At 72.2% G+C, this 18,387-nt stretch carries 16 protein-coding genes; 6 read left to right on the forward strand and 10 right to left on the reverse strand.

Features of this window, described 5'->3' with window-relative positions; genetic code table 11:
• Positions 1 to 5 precede the first annotated feature (5 nt).
• Genes ABD832_RS13450 through ABD832_RS13460 form a run of 3 tightly spaced genes read left to right on the forward strand, consistent with a single transcriptional unit; the run spans position 6 to position 3,294 of the window.
• Positions 6 to 1,070: a substrate-binding domain-containing protein gene (locus tag ABD832_RS13450; protein WP_344893748.1), complete on the forward strand. Its 1,065-nt coding sequence runs from the start codon at positions 6 to 8 to the stop codon at positions 1,068 to 1,070.
• Entirely contained in the window at positions 1,070 to 2,290 is a 1,221-nt protein-coding gene (locus ABD832_RS13455) for a Gfo/Idh/MocA family protein (RefSeq protein WP_344893751.1), read from the forward strand. Before ABD832_RS13450 ends, ABD832_RS13455 begins: the two co-directional genes overlap by 1 nt.
• Positions 2,287 to 3,294, forward strand: a complete 1,008-nt coding sequence (locus ABD832_RS13460) for a sugar phosphate isomerase/epimerase family protein (protein ID WP_344893754.1) — start codon at positions 2,287 to 2,289, stop codon at positions 3,292 to 3,294. The genes ABD832_RS13455 and ABD832_RS13460 overlap by 4 nt, the downstream gene beginning before the upstream one ends.
• A gap of 106 nt (positions 3,295 to 3,400) precedes the next feature.
• On the opposite strand, the gene ABD832_RS13465 is transcribed toward ABD832_RS13460, so the two are convergent.
• The 3 genes from ABD832_RS13465 to ABD832_RS13475 are packed head-to-tail and all read right to left on the reverse strand — an operon-like array spanning position 3,401 to position 5,165.
• Positions 3,401 to 4,486: an alcohol dehydrogenase catalytic domain-containing protein gene (locus ABD832_RS13465; protein WP_344893757.1), complete on the reverse strand. Its 1,086-nt coding sequence runs from the start codon at positions 4,484 to 4,486 to the stop codon at positions 3,401 to 3,403.
• Between the two features lie 9 nt (positions 4,487 to 4,495).
• Positions 4,496 to 4,690 (reverse strand): ferredoxin, encoded by a 195-nt coding sequence (locus ABD832_RS13470; protein WP_344893760.1) that lies wholly within the window; start codon positions 4,688 to 4,690, stop codon positions 4,496 to 4,498.
• Between the two features lie 10 nt (positions 4,691 to 4,700).
• Positions 4,701 to 5,165, reverse strand: a complete 465-nt coding sequence (locus tag ABD832_RS13475; RefSeq protein ID WP_344893763.1) for a pyridoxamine 5'-phosphate oxidase family protein — start codon at positions 5,163 to 5,165, stop codon at positions 4,701 to 4,703.
• Between the two features lie 78 nt (positions 5,166 to 5,243).
• On the opposite strand from ABD832_RS13475, the gene ABD832_RS13480 reads away from it, so the two are divergent.
• Positions 5,244 to 5,891: a class I SAM-dependent methyltransferase gene (locus ABD832_RS13480; RefSeq protein WP_344893766.1), complete on the forward strand. Its 648-nt coding sequence runs from the start codon at positions 5,244 to 5,246 to the stop codon at positions 5,889 to 5,891.
• Here ABD832_RS13480 and ABD832_RS13485 read toward each other — a convergent pair.
• From ABD832_RS13485 to ABD832_RS13510, 6 genes are all read right to left on the reverse strand, one after another.
• Positions 5,827 to 6,930: an enediyne biosynthesis protein UnbU gene (locus ABD832_RS13485; protein WP_344893769.1), complete on the reverse strand. Its 1,104-nt coding sequence runs from the start codon at positions 6,928 to 6,930 to the stop codon at positions 5,827 to 5,829. The two genes, ABD832_RS13480 and ABD832_RS13485, sit on opposite strands and share 65 nt — an antisense overlap.
• Positions 6,927 to 8,837 (reverse strand): CRTAC1 family protein, encoded by a 1,911-nt coding sequence (locus ABD832_RS13490; protein WP_344893772.1) that lies wholly within the window; start codon positions 8,835 to 8,837, stop codon positions 6,927 to 6,929. The genes ABD832_RS13485 and ABD832_RS13490 overlap by 4 nt, the downstream gene beginning before the upstream one ends.
• 141 nt (positions 8,838 to 8,978) lie before the next feature.
• Positions 8,979 to 9,899 (reverse strand): DUF1702 family protein, encoded by a 921-nt coding sequence (locus tag ABD832_RS13495; protein ID WP_344893775.1) that lies wholly within the window; start codon positions 9,897 to 9,899, stop codon positions 8,979 to 8,981.
• Positions 9,900 to 11,210: 1,311 nt separating this feature from the next.
• Entirely contained in the window at positions 11,211 to 12,263 is a 1,053-nt protein-coding gene (locus ABD832_RS13500; RefSeq protein WP_413224223.1) for a prenyltransferase, read from the reverse strand.
• A gap of 76 nt (positions 12,264 to 12,339) precedes the next feature.
• On the reverse strand, positions 12,340 to 13,053 hold the full coding sequence (locus ABD832_RS13505; protein ID WP_344893778.1) for a class I SAM-dependent methyltransferase: 714 nt from the start codon (positions 13,051 to 13,053) through the stop codon (positions 12,340 to 12,342).
• Between the two features lie 40 nt (positions 13,054 to 13,093).
• Positions 13,094 to 14,338: a glycosyltransferase family 4 protein gene (locus tag ABD832_RS13510; RefSeq protein ID WP_344893781.1), complete on the reverse strand. Its 1,245-nt coding sequence runs from the start codon at positions 14,336 to 14,338 to the stop codon at positions 13,094 to 13,096.
• 290 nt (positions 14,339 to 14,628) lie between these two features.
• On the opposite strand from ABD832_RS13510, the gene ABD832_RS13515 reads away from it, so the two are divergent.
• Complete coding sequence (locus ABD832_RS13515; protein ID WP_344893784.1) at positions 14,629 to 15,657, forward strand: GDP-mannose 4,6-dehydratase; 1,029 nt, start codon at positions 14,629 to 14,631, stop codon at positions 15,655 to 15,657.
• 134 nt (positions 15,658 to 15,791) lie between these two features.
• Here ABD832_RS13515 and ABD832_RS13520 read toward each other — a convergent pair whose 3' ends face one another.
• Entirely contained in the window at positions 15,792 to 16,721 is a 930-nt protein-coding gene (locus ABD832_RS13520; RefSeq protein WP_344893787.1) for a L,D-transpeptidase, read from the reverse strand.
• 346 nt (positions 16,722 to 17,067) lie between these two features.
• Here ABD832_RS13520 and ABD832_RS13525 point away from each other — a divergent pair, with 346 nt between their 5' ends.
• A complete protein-coding gene (locus tag ABD832_RS13525; protein ID WP_344893790.1) occupies positions 17,068 to 18,267 on the forward strand; it encodes a macrolide family glycosyltransferase in 1,200 nt (399 codons plus the stop codon).
• The last annotated feature ends 120 nt before the right edge of the window (positions 18,268 to 18,387 follow it).

Here is an 18,387-nt window from a genome sequence, read left to right on the forward strand (position 1 = left end):
CGGTCATGGCAGAGAACGTCGCGCGCAGGGGTTTCCTGCTCGGCGGGGCGGTCATCGGCGCGGGTGCGCTGGTCACCGGATGCACGAGCAACGAGCCCGCGGCACCGGCCGCGGCGAGCTCGGCGGCCGCCCCGGCACCGGCTCCGACCGGCGGCAACGAGGCGCCCGGCGAGAAGGTCGTCATCGGGTTCTCGGCCCCCGCGGCCGACCACGGATGGATCGCCGCGATCGCCAAGAACGCCGAGGCCGCGGCCAAGGAGTACTCGGACGTGGAGTTCAAGCCGGTCGAGCCGACCAACGACATCAACGCGCAGATCTCGGCGGTGGAGTCGCTGATCCAGGCCAAGGTCGGCGCGCTGGTGATCCTGCCCAACGACGGGCAGCAGCTCAACCAGATCGCCCGCCAGGCCTCGGACGCGGGCATCCCCGTGATCAACCTGGACCGGGTCTTCCCCGACAAGCTGTCGTACCGCACCTGGATCGGCGGCGACAACTACGGCATGGGCGTCGCGGCCGGGCACTACATCGGCAAGACGCTCAAGGACAAGGGCGTGGCCAACCCGGTGATCCTGGAGATCCAGGGCATCGCCACGCTGCCGCTGACCCAGGACCGCAGCAAGGGCTTCGAGGACGCGCTCAAGACCTACGGGTTCAGCGTGACCGCCAAGCAGGACGCGCAGTTCACCGTGGAGTCGGGCACCAAGGTCGCGGCCAACCTGATGCAGGCGCACAAGAAGATCGACGCGATCTGGAACCACGACGACGACCAGGGCATCGGCGTGCTGGCGGCCATCAAGGAGGCCGGCCGGAGCGAGTTCTTCATGGTCGGCGGCGCCGGCTCGGCCAACGCGATGCGCGACATCAAGGCCGACAACGGCGTGCTGAAGGCCACGGTCACCTACAGCCCGACGATGGCGGCCTCGGCGATCAAGCTGGCCCGCCTGGTCGCGCAGGGCAAGGGCATGAGCGACCTGATGGAGAAGCAGGTGCCGCAGTCGATCACCCTGGCCTCGGAGACGATCACCAAGGAGAACGTGGACGCCTACCTGCCGCTGGGATTCGAGTCCTGATGAGCCGTCCGGACGAGGAGAGGCCGACACTGGGGATCGGCATGGTCGGGTACGCGTTCATGGGCCGGGTGCACTCCCAGGCCTGGCGCAGCGTCTCGGCCTTCTTCGACCTGCCGGTCCGGCCGGTGATGGCCGCGCTGTGCGGCCGCTCGCCCGAGGGGGCCGCGCGAGCGGCCGAGCAGATGGGCTGGGCGGCCGTGGAGACCGACTGGCGGGCGCTGATCGCCCGCGACGACGTCGACGTGGTCGACATCTGCACCCCCGGCGACTCCCACGCGGAGATCGCGATCGCCGCCCTGCGGGCCGGCAAGCACGTGCTCTGCGAGAAGCCGCTGGCCAACACGGTCGCCGAGGCCGAGGCCATGGCCGAGGCCGCGAGGGAGGCGGCGTCGCGCGGGGTGTACGCCATGGTGGCCTTCAACTACCGGCGGGTGCCGGCGATCGCGCAGGCGGCCCGCTGGGTCGCCGAGGGCCGGCTGGGAGACATCCGCCACGTGCGGGCCCAGTACCTGCAGGACTGGATCGTCGACCCGGAGTTCCCGCTGGTGTGGCGGCTGCGCAAGGAGCTGGCCGGCTCCGGGGCGCTGGGCGACATCGGCGCGCACATCATCGACACCGCCCAGTTCATCACCGGCCAGCACCTCACCGAGGTCTCCGCGCTGACCGAGACGTTCGTCAAGGAGCGCCCCCTGGCCGAGAGCTCGGCCGGGCTGTCGGCCGCGGCGGACCGGGACGGCGAGGACGGCGAGGACGCTGTCAGGCCGACGGGTACCGTGGACGTGGACGACGCGGCACTGTTCATCGGCCGGCTCAGCGGTGGCGGCCTGGCCTCCTTCGAGGCCACCCGCTTCGCCACCGGGCGCAAGAACGCGCTGCGCATCGAGATCAACGGCTCGGCCGGCAGCCTGGCCTTCGACTTCGAGGCGATGAACGAGCTGTGGTTCCACGACCACGCCCTGCCCGCCGAGGAGGGGGGGTTCCGCCGGATCCTGGTCACCGAGGCCGGCCACCCCTATGCGGGGGCGTGGTGGCCACCGGGACACGGTCTCGGGTACGAGCACACCTTCACCCACGAGGTGAAGGACTTCGTCGAAGCCCTCGGCGCCGGTACCGCCCCCGCCCCGTCGTTCGACGACGGGCTGCGCGTCCAGCGCGTGCTGGCCGCGGTCGAACGCAGCGCCGCGGAGCAGTCCCGACTCACCCCCGTGGAGGAGACATGAGCAGGCCGATCACGTTGTTCACCGGCCAGTGGGCCGACCTGCCGTTCGAGGAGGTCTGCAGGCTGGCCTCCGGATGGGGCTACGACGGCCTGGAGATCGCCTGCTGGGGCGACCACTTCGAGGTCGACAAGGCGGTCTCCGAGGACGGCTACGTCGAGCGCAGGCTGGAGATCCTGGCCAAGCACAACCTCAAGGTCTGGACCATCTCCAACCACCTGCTCGGCCAGGCCGTCTGCGACAGCCCCATCGACGAGCGGCACAGGGGCATCCTGCCCGCCCGCATCTGGGGCGACGGCGAGCCCGAAGGCGTACGGCGGCGTGCCGCCGAGGAGATGAAGGACACCGCCCGCGCCGCGGCGAAGCTGGGCGTCGACACGGTGGTCGGCTTCACCGGCTCGTCCATCTGGCACACCGTGGCGATGTTCCCGCCGGTCCCGGCGTCGATGATCGAGGCGGGCTACGCCGACTTCGCCGACCGGTGGAACCCGATCCTGGACGTCTTCGACGAGGTCGGGGTGCGCTTCGCCCACGAGGTGCACCCCAGCGAGATCGCCTACGACTACCACACCACCGTGCGAACCCTGGAGGCCATCGGCCACCGGCCCGCGTTCGGGCTGAACTGGGACCCCTCGCACATGGTCTGGCAGGAGATCGACCCGGTCGGTTTCATCCTGGACTTCGCCGACCGGATCTACCACGTCGACTGCAAGGACGCCAAGGTCCGCACCGGCGACGGCCGGCGCGGACGGCTCTCCTCCCACCTGGCCTGGGCCGACCTGCGCCGGGGCTGGGACTTCGTCTCCACCGGCCGCGGGGACGTGCCCTGGGAGGACTGCTTCCGCGCGCTGAACGCGATCGGCTACAGCGGGCCGATCTCGATCGAGTGGGAGGACGCGGGCATGGACCGCCTGGACGGCGCGCCCGACGCGCTGGCCACCATCCGCCGCCTCAACGCGATCACCCCGCCTGCCACCGCCTTCGACGCGGCCTTCTCCACCGAGTGAGCCGTACGGGGTGATCTCCGCCGGGTGATCTCTCACAGGTCCGGGGCCGGTCCGTCCCGTCGCGGGACGGACCGGCCCCGGGCGTCTCCCGGGGCCGTCGGGAACCTCAGTCCAGGACGACGACCTGGCGCAGCACCTCGCCGCCGCGCAGCGCCGCCACCGCGTCGTTGAGGTCGGCCAGCGCGATCCGGGAACTGATCATGCTCTCCAGGTCGAGCTTGCCCGCCTTGTAGAGGCCGGCGAAGAACGGGAAGTCACGCCGGACGTCCGAGCCGCCGTACATCGAGCTGTGCAGCGTCTTGCCCTCGAAGAGCAGGCTGAAGGCGCTCAGCGAGACCATGTCGTCCATCGCGCCCGCGCCCACCACGATCACCTCGCCGCCGCGCCGTGCCGCCTGCCAGGCCGTCATGATGGTGGCGGACTTGCCGACGGCCTCGAAGGCGTAGTCGAACCCGGTGCCGCCGGTGAGCGTGCCGATCGCGTCGTTCAGCTCGCCGGGGGTGATGGCGTGGGTGGCGCCGACCTTCTTGGCCAGGGCGTGCTTGGACTCCAGCGGGTCGATCGCCAGGATCGTGCTCGCGCCGGAGATGCGGGCCCCCTGGATCACCGACAGGCCGATGCCGCCGGCGCCGATCACGACGACGGTCGAGCCGGGCCGTACCTTGGCCGTGTTGAGCGCCGCGCCGACACCGGTGGTCACGCCGCAGCCGATCAGGGCCGCCACCTCGAAGGGCACCTCGGGGTCGACCCGGATCGCGCCCTGCCAGGGCACGATGACCTCCTCCGACCAGGTGCCGCATCCGGCCATGCCGAACGCCGGGGTGTCGCCGTCGTAGCGGAAGCGGGCGTTGATGAAGCTGTCCATGACGTACGTCGTGCACAGGAACGGCTGGTTGACCAGGCAGTTCGCGCAGCTTCCGCACGTCGGGACCCAGTTGATGATGACGTGGTCACCGGGCTGTACCGAGGTCACGTAGTCGCCGACCTCGACCACCTCGCCCGCTCCCTCGTGGCCGGGGATCACCGGCAGCGGCATCGGCAGCACACCGTTGATCACCGAAAGGTCGGAGTGACAGACCCCGGTGGCCCTGATCCTGACGCGAACGTCCGTCGGGCCCACCGGGGCGAGGGTGAAGTCGTCGCGGATGTCGAGCATGTCGTCGCCGACGGCATGCAGAAGCGCACCACGCATGGGGTCCTCCTAGTTCTCCTCGAGGGAGAGGGCGGCTTTGGGACAGGACCGCACGGCGTGCCGGACGCGGTCCATCATCTCCGGCGGTGGCTCAGGCAGCAGCAGGTGCAGCTGATCGTCGTCGTCGAGTTCGAAGACCTCCGGAGCGAGTCCCGTGCAGATCGCATTGGCCTCGCACACCAGATAGTCGACTTTGATCTTCATATGGGCCTCCTCAGTCGGCGTCGGCGAGCTTACGGTGATCCCATGAGATCACTCGAGTGGGCTCCACCGTGAAGGCGACCCTTTTGCGGCCGGTGTAGGCCACGTACTCGGTGAGCAGTTCCTCCGCGTCGGGCATCCCGGCCATGCGCCTGGCCACCGTCATGCCGACGCCGAGGACCCCCTCGCCGTCGTCGATCCTGCGCGCCACCCCGTAGACCAGGACGCCGCGAAGGTCGGAGTACTCCTCCCCGGCCTCGATCAGGCAGCTCACCCGCGCGTCGCGTTCGATGTTGCGCGTCTTCTGGGCCTTGCCGTAGGTCCAGAACGAGATCCTGCCCTCGGTCAGCCCGTAGAACATGGTCACCAGGTGCGGTGTGCCGTCCGGGTTGATGGTTCCGAGCTGCAGTTTCCGTGACTCGCCGATGAGGGTGGCCACCTCGTCGTCGGACATCGTGATGCGGGCGCGCTGGTTCACGGTGCAAAGTAGAACACGTTCCATAGGGTCGGGCAAGGGCCGTATGGAATATTATTCGGTGTCCAATAGTCTGCTGTGATGAGCATCGCCACCATGCCCGCCGACCTGCTGTACGCCGCCCAGCGCGCCAAGGGTTTCATGCCCCACGCCGAGGGGCTCGCGCTGTTCGAGACCGCCGCCGAGTACGGATCACGCGGCCCGGTGTGCGAGATCGGCAGCTACTGCGGGAAGTCCGCCGTCTACCTCGGCGCGGGCGCGCGGCAGGCCGGTTCCGTGGTCTTCACCGTGGACCACCACCGTGGTTCCGAGGAGATCCAGCCCGGCTGGGCCCACCACGACCCCACGCTGATGGACCCCCGCTTCGGCAAGATGGACTCGCTGCCCACCTTCCGCGCCACCATCGCCGCCGCCGGCCTGGAGGAGGAGGTGATCGCGATCGTCGGCAGGTCCGGGCTCGTCGCCCGGTTCTGGAACACCCCGCTGGCGATGCTCTTCATCGACGGGGGTCACTCCGAGGAGCCGGTGACCGAGGACTACGAGGGATGGGCCCCGCACGTCATGCAGGGCGGAGCCCTGGTCTTCCACGACATCTACCCCGACCCGGCCACGGGCGGCCAGGCGCCGTACCGGGTGTACCGGCGGGTGCTCGACTCGGGCGCGTTCAGGGAGGTCCGCCAGGAGGGGTCGCTGCGGGTGCTGGAGCGGGTCGGCCCGGGGATCGGCTGACCTCCCGGCCGGGGACGCCCGCGTCCGGTGTCCCGCCGGACGGCCGGGGGAGGGACGGGACGAAGCGTGGGGAGGGAAGGAGACGGGCCGGCAGGGCCGGTCCCAGCTCCCGCCCCGCGCAGACGACCACCAGGGCGAGGAACGGCGCGAAGACGACGTGCCCCTGGACCAGCAGCCCGTAGACCGCCGCGGCGGCCAGGCCGAACCCGGCCTGTTCGCGGGGCCGCGCCGGGGACGTGACCGGGTCGGTGATCACGTAACCGGCGTAGAGCGCGAAGGCCGTCCCGGTCATCGGAAGCAGCGCGGCGACCGTCGAGACGTCGGTGAGCCACCCCCTGACGAGCGCCTGGGCGGCGAACCCGGCCACCCATCCCAGGAGCAGCGGCAACCTGCGGGCGAGCCAGGCGTGCACCGCGCCCGCGGCCAGCACGGCCGACGGCACGATCAGGTCGAACGGTCCCGACACCCAGGCGGTGAACTGGTGGGACGGGGCCAGGGAGGCATGGGGCAGCAGCAGGAGCGCGGCGGCGACCCCGGTGGCCACCGGGTTCAGGAACGGCCGGCCCGGCACGTCCCCGCCCCCGGCCCGCCCCGTCGCGGCCCGCCCCGCCGTGGCCCGCGGATTCGTGCCGCGCGCGGGACGACGCGCGCGTACGCGCGGCACGTACCCGCTGCCGACGCCGACCAGGACGGCCAGCACGACCGGCATGGGGCTCCCGCCGCCGTACAGCAGCATGGCGCAGAGCAGGCCGCAGACGTAGGAGGGCAGGAGGAGGTCGAGGACGCGGGCCCCGGGGACCCCGAGGTAGCGCACCGGACGCCGCCACGCCCGCGCCTCCACGGTCTCCAGCACGAGCGCGGCGACGACCCCGGTGAGCGCCCCGGCGACCGGTGCCGACCAGGGCTGCTCGAAGCCGAGCACGGTGTGCCCGAGCACGGTGAGCAGGGTGAGGGACGCCGCCGCCCACCGCGACGCCCGGCCCCGTCGCCGCCCGCCACGCCCGCCACGCCCGCCGGGGCCGTCGCGGCCGGTTCTCATGGCCGGACCTCGACGGCGCGTCCGTCCGCCAGCAGGACCCGGTGCCAGCCCGGTTCGAGGGAGATCGACGCGGTACGGGCCTTACCGCAGGCGTCCCTCCAGGAGACCTCGACGGCGAGGGGGGAGACCGGCAGGTCCGCGCCGAGACCGAAGAGCAGTTCGGGCGCGGAGAAGCCGTTGTGCCCCACGGCGGGGTAGAGCTGACGGGTCCGCGTGCCGCCACCGGGCAGGCGCACCGTGGCGACGGCCCCGATGGCGGCCCGCGTCGGCCCGGGACCCGCCGGGGCGGGCGTGCCGCAGGAACCGGCGGGCAGGCGGAGCCGCAGGCCCACGAACGGCGCCGTGGGACCGTGGTTGCCGTAGAGCACCGACCGCGCCCACTGGTTGGCGACCGCGAAGTCCAGCCGCCCGTCGTCGTCCACGTCCCCCACGGCGAAGGCCCGGCTCACCGCGTCGCCGCCGACCCCGGCCGAGGCGGCCACGTCCGCGTACCGGCCGTCCGGGCCCGCGGTGTAGAACGTGTCGGCCTCACGCCCGGACACGTCGTCCCCGGCGTCCAGGACGGGCCAGAACGCCGGACGGGAGAGGAAGAGGTCACCGGTGGAGGCCGCCTCGTGCAGCTGTGCCCACCGGTCCACCTCGCCCCTGAGGAACCCGGTCGCGTGCATGATCTCGTCGGTGCCGTCGTTGTCGAAGTCGGCCGCCTTCACGTCCCAGGACCAGCCGCCCCGGCTCAGTCCCAGCTCCCCGGCGCGGTCGCGGTAGGGAGCGAGCCCCGCGTGCAGCCCGCCGGGCCCGGACACGAAGGCGAGGTTGCTCTCGTGCGGCCCGCCTTCCCCCGTGGCGTTGCTCACCAGGATGTCCGGCCTGCCGTCGGTGTTGAGGTCGGTGAAGCCGACCCCCATGCCCTTGAACGAGTCCCGGCCCAGGACGCGGGAACGGGGGGTCGCCGGGTCCGTCGGCCCCAGGGCCTCGGTGAACCTGATCCTGCCGGGCGCCGACTCGTTGACCAGCAGCCGGTCCGGGCCGAAGTCGTTGGCCACGTACAGCTCGGGACGCCCGTCGCCGTCGAGGTCCTGGGTGCCCAGCGCGAGCGTCCAGCCTCCGCCGCCGAGCTCGTCGAACACCCCCTCGGCCTCGGCGAAGGTCGCCGGTCCGGTGGCGCGGTAGAGCCGGTCGGTGCCGCCGTTGGAGGCGGCCGACAGCGAGTCGGGCATCACGGCCTCGTCGCTGCCGGTACCGGTGCCGGTACGGGCCCCGCCCAGCGCCAGGACGCCGTCGGGGAGGTAGTTGCCGAACACCAGGTCCAGGCGGCCGTCCCCGTCGAAGTCACCGGCCGTGGCGGCGCCGGTGTTCCAGATCTCCCGTTCGGTGGTCAGCGGACGGTGCCGGAAGGCCGTCCCGGACGGCACCGCCCAGGGCACCCGCAGGAACAGCGAGGGGGAGCGCCCCCAGTAGTAGACGACCAGGTCCTCCCAGCCGTCCTGGTCGAGATCGGCGGGCAGGCACCCCGTCGGGGCCTCGTACGGCCTGCGGTCCGGGGGGACCAGCGTGAACGGCCGGTAGGACCGGGAGGTGCCCGGCGCGGGCCTGACGGTCACGGTGTCACGACGGGGGTCGACCAGGCAGACGTCGTCGGCGACGACCTCGCCGTCCACGTCGAACAGCGCGACCGCCGCCCCCGGCGCCGACACCCAGCCCCGGACGTTCGCGTACCCGGGCGCGACCGTCCGCAGGACCCGGTCACCGGGTGCGGTGGGTGGGCTCAGCGGCCTGGCGTGGAAGGAGAAGGCGGTCGTTCCCGCGACGGGAGGCTCCGGCGGGAGGGCGAGCCGCCAGCCGGTGACGATGGACACCACGGCCAGAGCCCCGGCCGCGTACCTGCGAACTCCCGACATCGCGGTCATCGCCCCTTCGAGTCACCGTCTCACCGTCCGAGTCACCGTCCGAGTCACCGTCGCGGGCCGTCGCCGCGGGCCGTCGCCGCGGTACGCCGTCGCGAGTCGCCGTCGCGAGTCGCTGTCACGGGCCGCCGTCGTGGCACGTCGTCATGTGTCGCGGTCGCGGCGTGCCCAGGCCTTCCGGATCCCCGCCCGCCAGGCCTGGTAGTCCTCACCGCTGCAGGCGTTGTGGCCCAGCGCGACGAGGGCGGTGTCCGTCCAGGCCGCGGCCTCGTCCACCTCGGCCCCGCAGAGCACGGGGGCGGCGGCGACGGTGTGGTCGGGGACGACGCCCGAGATCAGCCGGAAGGCGCAGGCGAAGGCGGAGCCCTGGGCGAGGTGGGCGCGGAAGCCGTCCCCGGACGCGGCCGATGCCAGCCTCTCCAGGTCCCTGGTGCTCGCGCCTCCCACGTAGGTCGCGGCCAGGCCCGCTCCGCTCCACAGGTCGGCGCGGCGACCGGCGGGGAACTCGGCGATGCGCAGCGCGACGTCGTCCGCCCTCGCGCACTCGTGGAACCAGAGCATCCGCCCCAGCCCCTGGTCGAAGATCGCCCGCCGGGTACGGTCCATGAGCCCGGCCGTGCGCTGGCGGCCCACCGTACGGTCGGCGCAGAAGAAGCCCTGGTGGAAGCCGAACCCGTCGTGGGCCATCCAGCGCAGGAGCGGGTGGACCGAGCGGATGCCCCACATCGGCCGCAGCCGCATGCGGGCGTACGCCCAGCCGGTGCCCAGGTGGATCAGGTGCGGATGGAGCAGTCCCTGCCCGCTCAGCAGCTCCCTCAGCCGGCGCCCGCCGGTGAGGGTGAGCAGGTCGAGGGTCGCGCAGGCCATGCCGGCACCCTCGTACGCGAAACCGCGCAGGTCGTCGCGGAGGTCGTCGATCCGTCCGGGCTCTCCGGCGACCATCGCGTTGAAGCCGGTCGTGAACGACCGTCCCGCCTCCTCCAGCAGGTCGCGTGCCGGTCCCAGCCGGAACCTCCGCATGCCGAGCCTCACCTGGCCGGGGTCCTGCCACAGCAGCCGGGACACGCCCCTGGAGCGTGCCGGTACCGGCGCCGGTACGCCCAGCCGTGACACCGGTCCCGTTCCCGTTCCCGTTCCTGTTCCCGGCCCCGGCGACGGCACCGGGCCCTGCACGGGTTCCCGGGGAGCAGGCGTCCGGGGCAGGGGGAGGGGCGGCGCCGAGAACGACGAGGACGACGGGGATGACGGGGACGGGGGCGGGACCACGGGTGAGGGCGACAGGGTGTTCACGAGATCCAGGAGGTCGCGCTCGGACGGCACGTCCGAGGCACGCGCGGAACCCACGAGGCCGACAGGGTTCGCAGGGTTCGCAGAGCCCGCAGAACCCGAGGAGGTCGCAGAGCCTGTGGAACCGGCAGAGGCCATGAAGTCCGTGGCGCCCGTGGATCGCGCGGAGCCTGTGGAACCCGAAGAGCCCGTGGAGTCCGGGGCACCCACAGAACCGACAGGGCCCGTGGAATCCGTGGAACCTGCGGAGCTCGCGGAGCTCGTGGAACCGACAGGGCTCGTGGAGCCCGCAGAACCCGCGGAGGTCACAGAGGCCGGGGAATCGGAAGAGCCCGTGACGTTCGTGCAGCCCGTGGATCGCGCAGAGCCCGTGGAACCGACAGGGCTCGCAGAGCTCGTGGGACCGGAATAGCCCATGGAGTTCAGGGCACCCGCAGAACCGACAGAACCCGTAGAACCGGCAGGACCCGCAGAACCCAGGGAGCCCGTGCCCCCCGGAAAGATCGAGGAGACCGATCGGCCCGTAGGGTTCCGGGGGGCCGGGGCCGCCGGGCGATCCGGTGACGCAGGCGACGCAGGCGAGGCGGGTGACGCCGTCGCCGGTGGGGTCGTCGTGTCCGGTCGCGGGACCGCCGTGTCCGAGCTGCCGCGAGGCGCGGGGGCCGAAGGGACCGGGGGCCGCGGGGAAATCAGGGAGGTCGGGGAGGTCCTCCCGGGTCCCGGTGTCCCGCGAGAGGTCCGCTCCAGGATCTGCTCCGGCGTCTTCCCCGGGGCCTTCTCCGGGACGGCCTCCGCGCCTTTCTCCGGAACGCTCCCCGAGCCCCTCCCCGCGGTCTCGGCGGCCCTCCCGGCGGCCCCGTCCAAGGCCCTCTCCGTGACCCTCTCCAGGGCGCTCGGCGCGGCCCTGTCCGGGACCGCCCCGGGCCGGGTCTCCGCTCCGGTGTCCGTGCCGTCATCGCTCTGGGTTACCGTACGAGTGCCCTCCGCATTACTCACGGACCCGAAGGTAGTGAGCGGCGATCGGCCCTTCAAGCACCGCGTTTCCGGTTGCGGGCAAAGAAAACACCCGTCCGTGCCGGAGGCGCGGCGTCAGCCCCGGGAGCGGGCGTGGCTGCACCCGCAGGCGGCGGTGGGGCGGTCGGTCACGTACGCGCCCGCGTCGCGGAAGATCCCGGAGGCCGGGGTGTACCCGGCCAGCGCGTCGGCGGCGAGCACGACCGCGGCGGCGGTGTAGGCGGAGCGCTCGTGCGGGAACCACTTCTCGTTCACGAACTGCCAGCCGGTCCAGTACGAACCGTCCTCGTGCCGCAGGTGCTGCATGTCCGCGAACAGCCCGGCCGCCCGTTCCCGGTCGCCGAGCGCGTCCAGCGCGAGCACCAGCTCGCACGTCTCGGCGCCGGTCACCCACGGCTGGTCGGAGACGCAGCGGATGCCGAGTCCCGGCTCGACGAACGTGTCCCACTCCTCGGCCAGCCGCGCCTCGGCGGCCGGGCCGCGTACCGCGCCGCCCAGGATCGGGTAGTACCAGTCCATCGAGAAGCGGCTCTTGTCGGCGAACGCCTCGGGGTGCGCGCTCAGCACGTGGCCGAGCTGGTCGGCGGCCAGCTCCCAGTCCGGCTGCGGATCGCCCAGGTGCTCGCCCAGCAGCACGCCGCAGCGCAGGCCCTGGTGGATGGAGGCGCACCCGGTCAGCAGGGCGTACCCGGCGGGACGGCCGTCCGCGGCGCGTTCCCAGACGATCTCGCCCCGGGTGGTCTGCAGGCCGACCACGAAGTCCAGCGCGGCCCGGACCGACGGCCACATCCCGCGGGTGAAGTCCTCGTCCCCGGTCACCAGCAGCTCGTGCCAGACCCCGACCGCGATGTACGCGGCGTGGTTGGACTCCCCGCCCTGCTCGACGGCCTGGCCCCCGACCAGCTTCATCGGCCAGGAGCCGTCGTCCCGCTGGGTGCGGGCCAGCCAGTCGTACCCCCGGCGCACCGGGCCGGTCAGCCCCGCCACGCTCATCGCCATCAGGCACTCGACGTGGTTCCAGGCGTCCACGTGCCCCTCGGGCCACGGGACGCCGCCGTCGGCCTCCTGAACGGCCGCGATGCTCCGGGCGGTCCGGACGACCTGCTCCCACTCCATCGGGTCGCTCACCGCTCCTCCGCCGCGCGGACCGCCTCGTTCCCCGGCGGGCCGCAACGCCCGCCGGACCGTTTGCCGTACGGGAAGGTCATGCCGGCTTCCGGACGTAGAGCACGACGCTCTTGCCGATGAGCGGGTTGAGCACCGCCTCGGCGATTCGGGTGGCGGCGGGGCGCTTCATGATGTCCCAGACCAGCAGCTCGTGGTACGCCTTGGCCAGCGGGTGCTCGTCGTTGTTCACCCCGACCGCGCACTTGATCCACCAGTACGGCGCGTGCAGGCCGTGGGCGTGGTGGTGCGGCCCGACGATGAAGCCCGTCGACTTGAGCTTCGCGCTCAGCTCGGCCAGCGTGTAGATGCGGACGTGCCCGCCGGGGGCGGTGTGGTACGCCTCGTCCAGGGCCCAGCAGATCCGCTCCGGCAGGAAGCTGGGCACGGTGACGGCCGCCCGGCCGCCCGGCTTGAGCACCCGGAAGATCTCCCGCATCGCGGCCATGTCGTCGGGGATGTGCTCCAGCACCTCCGCGGCGATCACCCGGTCGAAGCTGCCGTCCTCGAACGGCATGTCCAGCGCGTCGCCCGTCACGGTCTCCCCGGTCGCCTCGGGCGGTACCTCCCCGGCCTTGTCCATCGCGGAGAACATGGTCGCCACGCCCTCCAGCTCGCCCGCGTCCATGTCGAAGGCCACCACGTCGGCGCCGCGCCGCAGCACCTCGAAGGCGTGGCGCCCGGCGCCGCACCCCAGGTCGAGCACCCGGTTCCCGGGGCCCACGGGCAAGCGGTCGAAGTCGACGGTCAGCACTGGCCGCTCCTTGTGAAGGGGAATTCGTTACGGGAGGTCGTCACTTCGCCCGGCGGGCGCGGATGGCCTCGTGGTAGGCCTCCACGGTCCGCTGGGCCACGACGTTCCAGGTGAAGCGCTCCATGACGCGGTCGTACCCCTTGCGGCCCACCGCGGCGCGCTCCTCAGGGGAGTCGTGCAGCCGCCGCAGGACCGCGGCCAGCTCTTCAGGGTCTCCCGGGGTCACCTGTACGGCGGCGTCGCCGACGACCTCGGGCAGCGCCCCGGTCCGGCTGGCGACCAGCGGGGTGCCGCAGGCCATGTGCTCGACGGCGGGCAGCGAGAAGCCCTCGTACAGGGAGGGGACGACGGAGATCTCCGAGGTGGCGATCAGCTCGCCCAGCTCGGTGTCGGAGATGCCGTGCACGAACGTCACCCGGTCCTGCAGCGCCAGCTCGGCGACGAGCTTCTCGGTCGGGCCGCCCGGGGTGGGCTTGCTGACCACGGTCAGGTTGACGTCGCGCTCGGTGGCGAGTTTGGCCACCGCCCGCAGCAGCGTGGCGACGCCCTTCATCGGGGAGTCGGCGCTGGCCACCGCCACGATGGACCCGGGCCGCTTGGGCATCTCCGGGCGCGGGTGGAAGTAGCGGGTGTCGACGCCCAGCGGGATGAGCCGCATGTTCTTCTGCGGCACGTTGAAGTCGCGGTGGATGTCGGCGAGGGAGGACTCGCTGACGGTCAGGATCGGGTCGAGGCGCGGCGCGACCTTGGCCTGCATGCGCACGAAGCCGTACCAGCGGCGCATCGGGATCTTCTTGCGCAGCGGGGCGGCCTTCAGCTCGATGCGCCGGTCCACGCTGATCGGGTGGTGGATGGTCCCGACCACCGGGAACAGCTTCTGGATGCCCAGCAGGCCGTAGCCGAGGGTCTGGTTGTCCTGGACGACGTCGAAGTCGCCGACGCGCTTCTTCAGCTCCCGGTACGCCCGCAGGGTGAAGGTCAGCGGCTCGGGGAAGCCCGCGGTCCACATGGTCCCGACCTCCAGCAGGTCGATCCAGTCGCGGTACTCGCTCAGGCCGGGGGTGCGGAACGGGTCCTCGTCGCGGTACAGGTCGAGGCTGGGGATCTTGGTGAGGACGACGCCCTCGTCCAGTTCCGGGTAGGGCTGGCCGGAGAAGACCTCCACGCTGTGCCCGAGGGCGACCAGCTCACGGCTGAGATGGCGCAGGTAGACGCCCTGCCCACCACAGGTCGGCTTACTGCGATACGACAGCAGTGCGACCCGCAGTGATTCAGCACCCGGCACGGCAACCCCCTTATCATCCTGTCCGAAAGGGGACAGGTACCGTGAAAGATGACCTTAGTCCTCGGACCCTACCATTCGGTGGCTCTGTTATACCCGATGTGTAATTGTTCCCAGTGGCCGCCCCATGGCGTGCGAGCTGGGAGGTTGAGCTTACCGAACGTAGTTCTGTGTAACGTGTTCTAGGTGTACGGGCAGGCTCATGGTGCCCGCGTGAGGGTCTGAGGGTACATTCGCCAATCAAACGGCATGAGACCGCACAAGGTCCCGCCCCCGCAAGCGAGGAGGACGCGTTGGCCAGGCGCGCACTGATCACCGGTATCACCGGGCAGGACGGTTCCTACCTGGCCGAGTGCCTGCTGAACCAGGGGTACGAGGTCGCCGGGCTCGCCCGGGGACAGGCCAACCCGCGCGTCTCGCGGCTCCGCAAGCTCCTCCAGGACGTCCAGCTCGTCCGGGGCGACCTCCTCGACCAGGGGTCGCTGATCTCCGCCGTGGAGAAGATCCAGCCCGACGAGGTCTACAACCTGGGCGCCATCTCGTTCGTCCCCATGTCGTGGGAGCAGGCCGAGCTCACCGCCGAGGTGACCGGGATGGGCGTGCTGCGCATGCTGGAGGCCATCCGGGTCTGCTCGGGAATCTCCTCCTCGCGCACGGTCGCCGGGTCGGACCAGATCCGCTTCTACCAGGCGTCCTCGTCGGAGATGTTCGGCCAGGTCCGGGAGACCCCGCAGACCGAGATCACCCCGTTCCACCCCCGCTCCCCGTACGGGGTGGCCAAGGCGTACGGGCACTTCCTGACGCAGAACTACCGCGAGTCGTACGGCATGTACGCGGTGTCGGGGATCCTGTTCAACCACGAGTCGCCGCGCAGGGGCGCCGAGTTCGTCACCCGCAAGGTCACCCTCGGCGTGGCCAGGATCAAGCTCGGCCTCGCCTCGGAGCTGCGCCTGGGCAACATGGAGGCCCGCCGGGACTGGGGCTTCGCCGGGGACTACGTCCGCGCCATGCACCTGATGCTCCAGGCGGACGCCCCCGAGGACTACGTGATCGGCACCGGCCGTACCCACACCGTCCGCGACCTCGTGCGGGCCGCCTTCACGGCCGCCGGCCTGGACTGGGAGCGGTACGTCGTCACCGACCAGGCCCTGCACCGCCCGGCCGAGGTCGACCTGCTCTGCGCCGACCCGAAGAAGGCCCGCATGCAGCTGGGCTGGGAGCCCACGGTCGCCTTCGAGGAACTCGTCGCCATGATGGTCGAGGCGGACGTCAAGCTGCTCTCCGACGGCGGCGACCCCGACCAGGACTCCTCCTGGCCCTGACCCGCCCGGCCTCGCCCTGCTCCGACGCACCCTGACCCGCTCTGACGTGCCCCGACCGACCCGGCCTTGATCCGATCCGGCCCTGCTCGGAGCTCGGACCCGGCCGGTGTCCTTCGGTGTGCCCGGGGTCGCGCTCAGTCGGTGATCAGGACGGGGCTGCCCAGCGGGACCGTGGACAGCAGCCGCAACGCGGCCGCAGGGACCCGGACGCAGCCGTGGCTCACCGCGCGGCCGAACGCGGTCCTGTCCGGCCAGCCGTGCAGGGCGATCGTCCCCGGCCCGCCCTCGAAGGTCCGCAGGGTCCCCGAGTGGGCGCCCAGCGCGAGGAAGAGCGGGCTGTAGGTCGCGGGGGTCGGTGCCAGCGAGGCGAGCAGGAACGTCCGCCCCCGGGGCGTGGGTGTGCCGGGTGCCCCCACCGCCACCGGCCACGAGCCCACCTCGCGGTCGCCGTCGAACACGGTGAGCCTGCGCGCGGCCAGCCCGACCTCCACCCGGTACGTGCTCCGGACGACGCGCAGCCCCCCGTCCCCGGTGTACAGCCAGCCGGTGGACCGGTTCGGCCGGCTCGGCAGCAGCACCCGGTCCCAGCCGGGGAGCCGCTCCACCACCGGTACCCAGGTCGGGCCCGCGAGCTGGGTGGGCGGCAGCACCCCCACGGGCGGTCCGCCGGGACGGGCGTAGATCACCTGCTCCCGCCGGGGATGGACGACGAGCCCGTCGGCGGGCCGGAACGGGTCGGGGTCGCGGGGGGCCTGCCGCAGCGTCGCGTACGTCGTGGCGGCCGGCAGCCGGGCCAGCCGCGCCGCCGAGACCGGTAGCGGGGCGATCCGCTCCCGCCGCCGGGCGGGCTCGTACGGGGCGGCGCTGAGGAGGGGCGTCGGCGCGGCGGACGGCCCGGTGGGCGGGGCGGGCGTCCCCTGCGTGCAGGAGGAGAGCGAGAGCGCGCAGAGCGGCACCGCGCCGAGCGGGACCAGCAGGCGGAGGAGCCGCGAGCGGGACGGTCGCGCAGTGAGGGGGATCGCCGGTGCGAGCAGGGCCGCCGGGGCCGTGGGCCGTTTCACCATCGTGGACGCACCCCCCGTCGCCTCAGATCACGTCACGTCACGCGACGTCACGTCACGCCGGATCACGTCGCCTCGGATCACGTCGTTCCGAAGCGTGTCGCCCGGGACGGCCCGGCCGGGCTCGCGACCTCTCGTTCCCCGCAAGGACTGATGCCCGCTGCGGGGCGCCGGGTCGCCCAAGGTTCGTTGAAGGCTCGGTCCGCTTCCCGTTCCGTACGGATCATTGATGGTCCTGAAAAGAGACGAGACGTATCGTCTTGACGAACATCGATCCCCGGGTGCATGCTTGGGCTCATCGCGAGACGAGACGTCTCGCGAGAAAGCTTCCCAGCCTTCGGAGGACCCCATGACCCGCCGCGCCCACATCGCCATGGTCAGCATCCCGGCCCCGGGTCACGTGAACCCGAGCATCGAGGTGATCAGGGAACTGGCCGCCCGGGGGCACCGGGTGACCTACGCCAACGACCCCTCCTACGCCGAGATCGTCGCGGAGGCCGGGGCCGAACCGGTGCTCTACGACTCGCTCCTGCCCAAGGTGGACTCCGGTACGTGGCCCGAGGACCCGGTCGGCCAGATCGACCTCTTCCTGCGTGACGCGATGGCGATGCTGCCGACGCTGCGCGCCGCGTACGAGAACGACCGTCCCGACCTGTTCCTCTACGACATCGGCGGGTACGCCGTGCGGGTGCTCGCGGAGAACTGGGGGATCCCGCTGATGCAGCTCTCACCGACGTACGTCGCCTGGGAGGGCTACCGCGAGGACATGGCGCCGATGATCGAGGAGTTCGAAAAGGCCCCGGGCGGCGCCGAGCACTACCGGCGGTTCGACGAGTGGCTCTCGGCCAACGGCCTCGGTCACCTCGACTCCCACGAGTTCTCCGGACGCCCGCCCCGGGCGCTGGCGCTCATCCCGAAGGTCATGCAGCCCAACGCGGACCGGGTCGACCCGGCCAGGATCACCTTCACCGGTCCGTGCTTCTCGGTACGGCCCCGCCAGGAGCCCTGGAAGCGCCCCGAGGGGGTGGAGAAGGTCCTGCTCGTCTCGCTCGGGTCGACCTTCACCGACGTGCCCGACTTCTACCGCGCCTGCCTGACCGCCTTCGGCGACCTGCCCGGCTGGCACGTGGTGCTGCAGATCGGCAGGCACATCGACCTCGACGGCCTGGGGGAGATCCCGTCCAACGTCGAGGTGCACCGCTGGGTGTCGCAGCTGTCGATCCTGGAACAGGCCGACGCGTTCGTCACCCACGCGGGCATGGGCGGCACCCAGGAGGGCCTGTACTGCGGTGTCCCGATGATCGCCGTTCCCCAGGCCGCCGACCAGTTCGGCAACGCCGACAGGCTGGTGGAGCTCGGCGTCGGCCGCCGTGTCGACACCGGGGAGGCCACCCCCGAGGCGCTGCGCACGGCCCTGCTCGACCTCACGGGCGATCCGGAGGTCGCCGAGCGGCTGGCCGCGATCCAGGCCGAGACCCGCGCGGAGGGCGGCACCCCCCGGGCGGTCGCCCTGATCGAGGAGATGCTGGCCGGCGTCCCGTCCCGCTAGACGCACCCCGGCCGCCCGGGTCCCGGACCCCGGCTGCCCGGGTCCGGACCCAGGCCGTCCCGGACCCCGGCCCTCCCGGGTCCCGGACCCCGGCTGCCCGGACCCAGGCCGTCCCGGACC

This window comes from Streptosporangium longisporum (assembly GCF_039534895.1).
Classification (GTDB): domain Bacteria; phylum Actinomycetota; class Actinomycetes; order Streptosporangiales; family Streptosporangiaceae; genus Streptosporangium; species Streptosporangium longisporum.